This is a genomic window from Microcella sp. (assembly GCF_030645145.1).
Classification (GTDB): Bacteria; Actinomycetota; Actinomycetes; order Actinomycetales; family Microbacteriaceae; genus Microcella.
Window position 1 is genome coordinate 1 of the sequence record NZ_JAUSMI010000117.1, and the last position, 3642, is coordinate 3642.

Sequence of the window (3642 nt, forward strand, 5' to 3'; positions counted from 1 at the left end):
CTTGGCGTTGTCGGTCATCACGGCGCGGATCGCAACGCCATGCTCAGCAAAGAAGGACGCCGCCGCGGTGAGGAACGCCGCGCAGGTGGTGCCTTTCTCGTCGGGCAGGATCTGCGCGAACGCGAGCCGGGAGTGGTCATCGACGGCGACGTGGACATAGTCGAACCCCAGCCCCCGGGCTCGATCCCGGTGGCGGTCATGGCTGATGGCGGCGGGCCCATCGATCCTCCCCCCGCCGCCATCCGGGAGCCGACCGAGCTTCTTCACGTCAATGTGGACCAGATCGCCGGGGTTGTCGTGCTCGTAACGCAGCTGCGTGGTCCGGGAAGCACGAATGCGGATCCCGGTCACCGGGTCCAGCTCATGCAGACGCGGCAGCCCGGCTCGGGCAATGATCCGCGATGCAGTCGAGGCGCTCACCGCGAACCGCGCCGCCAACTCATCCCGACCGATCCGTTCGAGCTGACGCGTCGCGATCAGCTCGCCCACGACCGAAGCGGGCGTCGCGGCGGGTGATTGGCGCGGCCGCGATGAGCGATCGATCAAGCCCGCGACACCCAGGCTTCGGAACCGGGAAACCCACCGATGAGCGCACTGCCGGGAGACGCCGAGCTCTTTGGCGACATGAGAGATCGGGCGGCCCTGCAGCACCCGTTGAACCAGGATCATCCGACCGGCAGGCGCCAGCCTCGCATTACGGTGGACCACGAGAAGGCCTTCCTCTTCGAAGTGTCTAGACACCACTCAGAATGAAGGCCTTCTCTTCAGCCTTGTGTCACCAACGTCCTGACCGGGTACACCTAGCGGCGCTCGATGACCTGCGCGAGCTCGCCGATGAAGCTCGCGAAGTCGTCGCCGACTCGCACGAGCTCGCCGACCTCGCGGCGCGAGGCGAAGACGTCGACGAACTGGTCGAACAGGGGCTGGAATCGCGCCCGGCCCTCGGGGCTGAACGCGATGAGAGCCACGACCGAGACCCGGGCATCCCCCCACGCGACGGGGGTGGGGCACAGCGCGAGGGCGATCGCGGTGCGCGCGGCCGAGAGGCCCATGGCGTGGGGCATCGCGAGGGTCTCGCTGAAGGCGGTCGACGACATGCGCTCGCGCTCGAGGGCGCCCTCGACGTAGCGGTCGTCGACGATGCCCGCGGCCACGAGCGATGCCCCGAGCCCGCGGATGATCGACTCGGGGTCGTCGCCCGGGGGCTCGGCGAAGAAGAGCTCGGCGTCGAAGTACTCCAGCAGCTCGTCGGTGATCCGCTGGCGGCGCCGCTGCCGTCGCACGCGCGAGATCGCCTGGCGGATCGCGTCGATGTCGTCGTCGGTGAGGAAGGGCTGCACGACGACGACGCCCTCGCGCAGCGCGGGGGAGGGGATGGTCGAGATCACGAGGTCGCTCGTGAGCTCGCGCGGGTCGACGTCGGTGCGCGTGACGACGAACTCGATCGACAGGTCGGCCCCGAGCTCGCGCTCGATGCGCCTGCGCAGGATCGCGTGCAGGTCGTAGTAGCTCGGGCAGATGATCGTGCCGGTCACGCGCTCCTCGCGGCGGGCGACGCGCTCGAGGTGCGAGCCGAGGTGCAGCGCGATGTACGAGATCTCGTCGTCGTCGACCGTGATGCCGCGCTCGCGCTGCACGATCGAGGCGATGAAGACGGCGATATCGAAGATGAGCGGGTACGAGCTCTTGATCGAGCGCGCGAGCGGGTTCCGCGAGCGCGCGTCCTCCCGAGCGCGCGTCACGAGGTTGCCGAGGTGCAGGGCGAGCCGCGCGATGAACGCGTCGTCGCGGAAGTCGACGAGGTACTCCTCCGCCACGAGGTCGACGATGCGGCGCACGGTCTCGAGGTCGGCCTCGTCGACGTGCGGCGCGCCCTCGGAGCCCGCGCCCGGCGCGATCACGCGCGTCGTGAGCAGCCGTGCGAGGTACTCGACGTCGGCCTCGGTGACGACGATGTCGAAGTGGTCGGGGATGAGCCGGTGCAGGGCCGCGTTGATGGGAGCCGCGTCGGTCGCGGACGTCGCCGAGGTCGCCGTCGGCGGCAGATGCAGCTCGCGCCGGGCGCGCTCGACCGCGATCGCGACGTGCAGGATCACCGCGTCGATCCCGTACTCGTTGATGAAGAAGCCATCGGCGTCGAGCGCCTGGATGAGCTCGGTCTTGAACGCCCCGAGCCCGTCGACTCCGAACTCGCTCTCGATCGCGTCGAGCTCGAGCACGCCCTGCGCGCTCTCGCTCTGGAGGAGGCGGCTGAGCAGGCGACGGCTCGCGGCCTCCGACCCGGCGAGCGCGATCGTGCTGCCGCGTCGGGTAAGGGATGCCCCGCTCTCCTCCGCGAGCGCCTTCACCTTGCGCAGGTCGGCCTCGAGGGTCGAGTCGCTCACGTAGAGGCTCTCGGCCAGTGCGTACGCGTCGAGGCCCGCGTCGGCGTCGGTCAGCCGCCGCACGAGGTGGTGCACGCGCGCCTGCGGGGTCTCGATCGTGGTGCCGCGACCGCGGCCCGCGGCGAGGAACTCCGCGTAGGCCTCTCTGTTGAGGCGGTAGCCGGAGGTCGACGCGGTCACGATGACGAGCGGGTGCGCGGCGGTCTTCGCGGCGGCGACGTAGCTGCGCACCGACCGCGTCGTGACGCCGAGGCGCTCCGCGAGCTCGGTGGCGGTCACCCAGTCGTCGGCGTGCAGCAGGAGCTCGAGCATCCGCTCGTACTTGTCGGCCATGTCCGGCTCACTGTAGACCAGCGCGTCGGACGCGCCAGGCGCGGCGGCGGTCGCGGCGGCGCGGATGCTCGGCGCGCCTTCCGCAGGGGTGGGAAGGAAGTCTGCTGGAGGCGCGGCCGCTCGCGGGCGAGCATGAGTACGTTCCGCACACGATCGCGAGGAGGCGCTCATGACCCGCACGGTCGCCGTCGTCTGCGGTTCGGGCGTCTCGAGCACCTTCCTCGCCCGCGGGATCCGCGGCGCGATCGCCGAGCGCTCGCTCGACTGGCGGGTCGAGCCCCTCTCGATGGGCGAACTGGCCGACCGCGCCGCCGACCTCGATCTCGTGATCCTCGGTCGCCACCTCGCCGGCAGCGCCGACTCGATCGCCTCGGCGCTCGAGGGTCGCGTGCCCGCCGTCGTCCTCGACGCCTTCGGCACCGGCCCCGAGGCCGTCGCGTCGGCCGTCTCGCACCTCATGGCTTCCCCTGCTGCCGCGTCCACTGGCGCCGCCCCCTCCACCGCCGCCCCCTCCGAAGGAGAGCACCATGGCTGACCGCACTCTCGTCGTCGCATCGGCCCACGGGCTCCACGCCCGCCCCGCCGCGCTGTTCGTGAAGTCGGTGACCGAGTCGGGCTGCGCGGTGCAGCTGAAGAAGGGCGAGCGCAGCGTCAACGCCGCGAGCATCCTCGGCGTCGTCTCGCTCGGCATCGAGCACGGCGACGAGGTGACCCTGACCGTCACGGGTGACGACGACGAGCACGTGCTCGCCGAGCTCGCCGCCTTCCTCGAGCAGGACCACGACGCGTGAGCGGCACCTCGACGCGCCCGAGCCTCATGCGCGGCGTCGGCATCGGCCGCGGCACCGCCGTCGGCCCCGTGCTGCGAATGCCCGACCCCGTGCCCGACCCGAGCGACCGGCCGAGCGCCCTCGCGCCGGCCGAG

4 protein-coding genes are annotated in these 3642 nt (G+C 71.2%); 2 read left to right on the plus strand and 2 right to left on the minus strand.

Going from position 1 to position 3642, the window contains the following annotated elements:
* Positions 1-744: leucine zipper domain-containing protein (locus Q7T15_RS08045; protein ID WP_370689121.1), on the minus strand; the 744-nt coding region annotated here is incomplete at its 3' end.
* Between the two features lie 56 nt (positions 745-800).
* The gene (locus Q7T15_RS08050; protein WP_304695080.1) at positions 801-2717 is read right to left on the minus strand and encodes a BglG family transcription antiterminator; all 1917 of its coding nucleotides are present in this window, start codon (positions 2715-2717) and stop codon (positions 801-803) included.
* 169 nt (positions 2718-2886) lie between these two features.
* Here Q7T15_RS08050 and Q7T15_RS08055 point away from each other — a divergent pair, with 169 nt between their 5' ends.
* Together Q7T15_RS08055 and Q7T15_RS08060 are read left to right on the plus strand one after the other, a co-directional pair.
* The gene (locus Q7T15_RS08055) at positions 2887-3252 is read left to right on the plus strand and encodes a hypothetical protein (protein ID WP_304695082.1); all 366 of its coding nucleotides are present in this window, start codon (positions 2887-2889) and stop codon (positions 3250-3252) included.
* Positions 3245-3508: an HPr family phosphocarrier protein gene (locus tag Q7T15_RS08060; protein WP_304695084.1), complete on the plus strand. Its 264-nt coding sequence runs from the start codon at positions 3245-3247 to the stop codon at positions 3506-3508. Before Q7T15_RS08055 ends, Q7T15_RS08060 begins: the two co-directional genes overlap by 8 nt.
* Positions 3509-3642 lie beyond the last annotated feature (134 nt).